Below are 6,000 nucleotides of genomic sequence, written 5' to 3' on the forward strand. Positions count from 1 at the left end.
CCCGGAGCGGGTTCACGGTGGCGGGAGTTTAGAGCTTCGCGCGACAAGGCTTCGGCGCGGGCCCAGAACACGCAGACAAACTAACGTCCATTGATTCGTTGCAGCAACCCGGCAGGTCGCGCCTCGGGTGTGCAGGGGCGCGCCGCACCACCGCCGAACGAACGGGCGGCCGCACCGCACGAGCGTCCGGCCGCCGACCCCCGCACTCGCCGCCTCCGCGCGGAACGGGCGTCGCACGGGTGTCCGACCAGGAGGTTCGTGCCCGGCCTCCAAAGACGCCCCCGAACGACGAGGTGCCCGACCACCGGTACAGTGCCTCTCATGAGGAACGGCATCGGTACCACACGCCTGAGCACCATCGCGGTGCTCCTGGGTGCTCTCGTACTGATGTCCCTCGCCTGCTCCCTGGTGAACTCCGCAGATGCGTCGGCCCCGGCCGCATCGGCGGCCCCACAGTCCGCCGTGTACGCCACCTCGGCGTCCGACACGGCGGAGTCCGGCTCCGGCGAGGCGCAGGAGTCCCACCCCTGTGGGGTTCCACAGAGCCAGCCCTCCGCCGCGTCGGGTCCGCTGCTCGGAGCGCTCACCGTCCTTCCCCTGCTCGAACTGTTCGGGCCACCCACGACGGACACCTCACCCAACCCGGTCACCGAAGTCCTCCCTGTCCGCCACGGGGACGGGCTGCTGACCTTCCTGTGCGTGCAACGGGTGTAGGCCACGGCCGCGCACGGGGCTTCGTGCCCCGCGCGCACACCACCAGAGCCGCTTGAGGCGGCTTCCCCTTTCCCGCGCCGTGACCACGGGGCCGCACACCACAGTCTGCTGCGGCCCGGCAGGAGCAACACCCGTGAACAAGAACCTGACCATCAGCCTGTCCATTCTGGCCGTCCTGACCATCGTGCTGACCTTCGCCGCGTGCACGTCCTTCGGCTCCTCGTCCGATCCGGGGGCGGACGAAGCCTCCGGACCCCGACCCGACTCGCCTCCCACCGCTTCGGCCGAACTCCTGGTCCGCGAGGACAGTCGATACCTCGATGACGTCGAGGACGCGCAGGTCACCGTGGTGGAGTTCCTCGACTTCGAGTGTGAGGCCTGCCGCGCCCAGTTCCCCGTCATGGAGCAGGTCCGCGAGGACTACGAGGGCCGCATCGACTTCGTCGTCCGCTACTTCCCGCTCCCCGGCCACGCCAACTCCCGCCCGGCGGCCTCCGCTGTGGAAGCGGCCGCACAGCAGGGCGCGCTGGAGGAGATGTACGTCCGGATGTACGAGACCCAGGCTGAGTGGGGCGAGTCCCGGGAGGACCGCAGCGGGGTGTTCGTCGGCTTCGCCGAGGACCTCGGCCTGGACATGGACGAGTTCACCGCCGCCATGGAATCGGATGAGGTCGCCGCCCGGATTCAGGCCGACTTCGACGACGGCGTCGCCCTGGGTGTGCAGGGGACCCCGACGATCTTCGTCAACGGGGTCCAGACCCCGAGCATGCCCTCCTACGAGACGCTCGCCGCGCTGATCGACGCGGAGCTGGCCGAATGACCGCCGCCGGCACCACCGGTGCCGTTCCCGCGGCATCCACGGAGCCTTTGGGTGCCGGGGTCACCGTCGTCTCCCGATCCCTGCCCTGGCTGCTGGCCCTGGGCGGGGCGGTCGGGCTGCTCGCCGCCACCGCCCTGCTGGTCGAAAAGATCCGTGTCCTGGCCGACCCCGGCCACGTGCCCTCGTGCAGCATCAACCCCGTGCTCTCCTGCGGCACGGTGATGTCCACGCCGCAGGCGGAGGCGTTCGGCATCCCCAATCCGATCCTGGGTGTCGTCGGGTTCTCGGTGGTGACCACCGTGGGCGTCGCCCTGCTGGCAGGGGCCCGCCTCCCGCGCTGGTTCCACCTGGGGCTGTGGGCGGGGACGGTGTTCGGCGCCGGGTTCGTGCACTGGTTGATCTTCCAGAGCCTGTACCGCATCAGTGCGCTGTGCCCTTACTGCATGGTGGTGTGGGCGGTGACGGTGCCGATCTTCTGGTACGCCACGCTGCACGCCCTCCGCAGCGGCCATCTCCCCGTTCCAGCCGCCCTGCGCCGACCCGTGGAGACGATGATCCGCTACCACAGCACGCTCCTGTGCCTGTGGGTCCTCGTTCTGGTCGTGGCGATCGCCCAGGCGTTCTGGACCTACTGGACCACCCTGCTCTAAGCACCCGCGGCCGCCCGCTCCGTTCCACACCCCTCTCCGGCTCATGCGCCCCCGGGGTGGGCGGTCGCATGCCCTGACCCACCTCTCCCGCTTCCCAGGATCTCCGCAGACGACCGTGGAGGAACCGTGCCCTCGCCGGCTTTCGGCCTTCGGAGTCCGTCGTGGACCACGACACGAACGTGGACCACGGGATGTCCGGCCCCATGTGGACGCCGAGCGCCCCGCCCAGGCCCGAAGGGTTGCTCATCCTGCTGTACGGACTGGGCGTGGTGCCCCTGTGGCGACGGTGAATGGGCTGGCCGAACGCCGACCGTCGTGAACACCTCATCGAAAGGAAGGAACCTCATGATGTGCCCGTCTCCAGACCCGGCCACGGAGTCCTGCGGACTCCCGGCGATGCCACCACCCACCGCGCGAAAGCGTGATTCCGGCGCTCCGGTCCACCGGCCCCGGAACAGGCGGGCCGCCGCAGCGACAATGCTGGCTGCCGGACTCGCCCTGACCGGCTGCTCCGGCGGCGCTTCCTCCGAAGCCGACACCGCAGACGCCGCCTCTGACACCGCAGACGGGAACGCGACCGTCTTCACCGCCGATGAACGCACCGACGCACCCGAGATCACCGGCACCACCCTGGACGGAGAGGAAGTCTCTCTGACCGACTATGACGGACGCGTTCTCGTCCTCAACATCTGGGCGAGCTGGTGCGGTCCCTGCCGGGCGGAGCAACCGGTCCTGGACGAGGTGCGCGCCGAGTACCTGGGCCTCGGTGTGGACTTCCTGGGCGTCAACACCAAGGACGACGAGACCGCGGCCCGCGCCTACACCAGTGCCCAAGAGGTCGCCTACCCCAGCCTGTACGACCAGCCCGGCGAGATCACCCAGCTCTTCCGCGACACCGTCCCGCCGAGAGCCATCCCCAGCACGCTGGTCATCGACCCCGAAGGCCGCATCGCCGCCCGAGTCATCGGCGCCACCACCTACGGCCAGCTCACCGGCCTCCTGGACCCGCTCGTCATCGAGTACGGACTCGGTGACCCCGAGCAGCGTCCTCGTGTGGCCGAGCAGGAGATCGCGTCCCCGAGCCCGACCGCGAGCCCCGTCGAGGGAGGTGACCGGTGATGGATCTGATCGGCTCCACCATCCTCAGCGGCTCACTGCTCCTGGCGGCCCCTCTGGCCCTGGCCGCCGGGCTGGTCTCCTTCCTGTCTCCCTGTGTGCTGCCCCTCGTCCCGGGATACCTGTCCTACGTCTCGGGACTGAGCGGATCCGAAGTGCGCCGCCGCAGAGTCACCCCTTCCGACGCCAGCGGCTCCATCATCGAGGAGATCGACCAGGACCTGGCGCGGAACCGCCGCACGATGGTGCTCGGCAGCCTGCTCTTCGTGGCGGGGTTCTCTCTCGTGTTCGTGTCCGTCGGCGGCTTCGTCGGCTGGCTCGGCGATCTGTTCATCGACTACACCGAGCCCATCACCCGAGTCCTCGGCGCGCTGACGATCGTCCTCGGGCTGGCCTTCATGGGGCTGCTCCCGGGTATGGGACGCGAGTTCCGGTTCCACCACGTACCCAAAGCGGGGCTCGCCGGAGCGCCGCTGCTCGGCGTCCTCTTCGGCCTGGGCTGGACTCCGTGCATCGGCCCGACCCTGGCGGCGGTCCAGTCCCTGGCGTTCACCGAGGGAGGTGTCGGGCGGGGCATGTTCCTGTCCCTGTTCTACTGCCTGGGGCTGGGGATACCCTTCATCCTGGCGTCAGCGCTCTACCGGCGTGCGCTCACCGCGTTCACGTGGCTCAGGCGGCACACGCGAACGATCATGGTGGTCGGAGGCGCGATGCTGGTCCTGATCGGCCTGGCCATGGTCACGGGGCTGTGGACCGACCTGACGGTCATCTCCCAGGGATGGACCGCCGGCTTCCGGACGGTGATCTGACATGGCGCCGCACTCCTCAGCCCCGCCGCGGAGCGAAACCTCCCCGGCCGGGCCCGGAACCGGCATCGGCCTGCCCGGGTGGGCGCGGTGGACCTGGCGCACGCTCACCTCCATGCGCACCGTCCTGATCCTGCTCTTCCTCCTGGTCCTGGGGGCGATACCCGGATCGATCCTGCCCCAGAACGTCGTCAGCCCCTCCCGACGTCGTCCCGCCATCGAGGCGGGGCTCGTGCGCGACTGCGGGGCCCTCGGAAAGGCTCGGAGAACCTGGACCAGTTCGGTCCCCGGAGGGTGCTCGGCCAGGGTGGCGAAGACCAGCGGCGCCAGGGGCGTGTGCCCGCCGTCGGGGACGGGGAAGGCGGACATGTCGACGGGGTGGCCCTGGACACGAAGCAGAGACAGCCGAACCCTCGCCCACGGGACTCTCCTGCGTGGACGTTCTCGATGCGTTCGCGGACCTTCCGTCGAAGCTCTCGCCTCGGCGCCGCCTCTCTTCATCGGGGTTCGCGTCGCAGGGGATGCGGCGGTGGTCGCAGAAGGTACCCGGACCGCTCCGCCGCCGGGAGCGTCCGACGGCGGAGCGTGGAGACCCGGGCCCCGACCGGGTCATATCAGGAGGTAGACGACCCCGCCAAGCGTGACCACGCCGACGGTGAGGACCACGCCCAAGGCGATCTTCGCCGCGCGGTCGCCCTCGGGGGTGGGGTCCTCGTCCAGAGGGGTGCAGCATCCGTCACTCATCGTCGTTCCTTCGTTTCGCTGGAGAGGGTCAGGCGTCCCAACATGGGGACGAAACGGCCGGTGCGCGCGGCGTAGGCGCGGTAGGCGGTGCCGTGCGTGCGCAGCAGGTACGGTTCCTCGATCAGGCGCACCTGCACCTGGACCCCAGCGACCAGCACCAGAAGCGCTGCGGGGGACAGGGCGCCGGGCAGTGCCAGAGCCATGCCGACGAGCAGGACGGCCATGCCGGTGAAGACGGGGTTGCGCACGAGCGCGAAGAGCCCGCCGGTGACCAGCGCGGTGTGTTCGCCCTCCTGGACCCCGATCCGCCAGGAATCGCTCATGCCCGCCTGGGCGGCCAGGACCAGCAGCAGCCCGGTGGCCATGACCCCGATGCCCGACCACCCGACCAGGGGCGAGGCGGCGGAGGAACCGGTGGCGATCGCCGTGACGGGCGCCGCCAGCCCCAGGAGCCAGGCCAGGACGAACAGGACCGTTCCCCACCAGGGTGGGGTGAATGCCCTGGTCTCGGGGCGACGGAACCGGGTGTCGCCGGTGGCGCGCCAGGCCAGGAAGGTGCGCACGCCGAACACCAGCACCAGCCCGGTCAGGTAGAGCAGGAGCGCGGTGGCGCTCATGGGCGCTCCCGGACCCGCTCGGCCTGCGCGCTTGAGGAAGCGGAGGCGGGTGCGGCGGCGCGGGTGCGGCGGCCGGCGCGGACGCCGTTGGCGATGACCAGGACCTCGGCCAGCTCGTGGGTGAGGATGACCGCCGCTAGGCCCAGCACGCCGAACGCGGACAGCGGGATGAGGACCAGCAGAATGGCCCCCGACAGCAGCAGGCTCTGGAGCATGATCCGCCGGGTGCGGCGGGCGTGGGCCAGGGCCCGGGGCAGTGCCCGCAGGTCCTCGCCCATGAGGGCGACGTCGGCGGTCTCGATCGCGACGTCGGTGCCCATGGCGCCCATGGCCACCCCGGTGTCGGCGGTGGCCAGGGCGGGGGCGTCGTTGACACCGTCGCCGACCATCGCCACCGGCCCGTGGTGACGCAGACCGGTGACCAGGGCCGACTTGTCCTCGGGGCGCAGGTCGGCATGGACCTCGTCGACGCCGACCCGGGCCGCCAGGGCACGGGCGGTGCGCTCGTTGTCGCCGGTGAGCATCACGGTGCG

Annotated in this window: 9 protein-coding genes and 1 pseudogene; 7 read left to right on the plus strand and 3 right to left on the minus strand. The window is 70.6% G+C overall.

Going from position 1 to position 6,000, the window contains the following annotated elements; genetic code table 11:
- The first annotated feature begins 321 nt into the window (after window positions 1-321).
- The 7 genes and pseudogenes from FYW99_RS27445 to FYW99_RS32595 form a co-directional block, all read left to right on the plus strand.
- Window positions 322-714: a hypothetical protein gene (locus tag FYW99_RS27445; RefSeq protein ID WP_150254906.1), complete on the plus strand. Its 393-nt coding sequence runs from the start codon at window positions 322-324 to the stop codon at window positions 712-714.
- Between the two features lie 133 nt (window positions 715-847).
- Window positions 848-1,534 carry a DsbA family protein gene (locus tag FYW99_RS27450; RefSeq protein WP_150254907.1) on the plus strand — a complete coding sequence of 229 codons (687 nt, stop codon included), beginning with the start codon at window positions 848-850 and terminating at the stop codon, window positions 1,532-1,534.
- Complete coding sequence (locus tag FYW99_RS27455) at window positions 1,531-2,184, plus strand: vitamin K epoxide reductase family protein (RefSeq protein ID WP_150254908.1); 654 nt, start codon at window positions 1,531-1,533, stop codon at window positions 2,182-2,184. Before FYW99_RS27450 ends, FYW99_RS27455 begins: the two co-directional genes overlap by 4 nt.
- 161 nt (window positions 2,185-2,345) lie before the next feature.
- Window positions 2,346-2,474: a hypothetical protein gene (locus FYW99_RS32885; RefSeq protein ID WP_263364094.1), complete on the plus strand. Its 129-nt coding sequence runs from the start codon at window positions 2,346-2,348 to the stop codon at window positions 2,472-2,474.
- A gap of 187 nt (window positions 2,475-2,661) precedes the next feature.
- Entirely contained in the window at window positions 2,662-3,303 is a 642-nt protein-coding gene (locus FYW99_RS27460; RefSeq protein ID WP_223839668.1) for a TlpA family protein disulfide reductase, read from the plus strand.
- Window positions 3,303-4,109 (plus strand): cytochrome c biogenesis CcdA family protein, encoded by an 807-nt coding sequence (locus tag FYW99_RS27465; RefSeq protein ID WP_150254924.1) that lies wholly within the window; start codon window positions 3,303-3,305, stop codon window positions 4,107-4,109. Before FYW99_RS27460 ends, FYW99_RS27465 begins: the two co-directional genes overlap by 1 nt.
- Before the next feature lies 1 nt (window position 4,110).
- A pseudogene (locus FYW99_RS32595) lies at window positions 4,111-4,302 on the plus strand (cytochrome c biogenesis protein ResB); the annotation flags it as partial.
- Window positions 4,303-4,715: 413 nt separating this feature from the next.
- Here the strand turns inward: FYW99_RS32595 and FYW99_RS32890 are convergent.
- The 3 genes from FYW99_RS32890 to FYW99_RS27480 form a co-directional block, all read right to left on the minus strand.
- Entirely contained in the window at window positions 4,716-4,850 is a 135-nt protein-coding gene (locus tag FYW99_RS32890) for a hypothetical protein (RefSeq protein ID WP_263364095.1), read from the minus strand.
- Window positions 4,847-5,467: a methyltransferase family protein gene (locus FYW99_RS27475; protein ID WP_150254910.1), complete on the minus strand. Its 621-nt coding sequence runs from the start codon at window positions 5,465-5,467 to the stop codon at window positions 4,847-4,849. Before FYW99_RS27475 ends, FYW99_RS32890 begins: the two co-directional genes overlap by 4 nt.
- Window positions 5,464-6,000, minus strand: a 537-nt coding sequence (locus tag FYW99_RS27480) for an HAD-IC family P-type ATPase (RefSeq protein WP_150254911.1), incomplete at its 5' end; no start/stop codon positions are given. The genes FYW99_RS27475 and FYW99_RS27480, both read right to left, overlap by 4 nt.

The organism is Nocardiopsis deserti (assembly GCF_008638355.1).
Classification (GTDB): Bacteria; Actinomycetota; Actinomycetes; order Streptosporangiales; family Streptosporangiaceae; genus Nocardiopsis; species Nocardiopsis alborubida.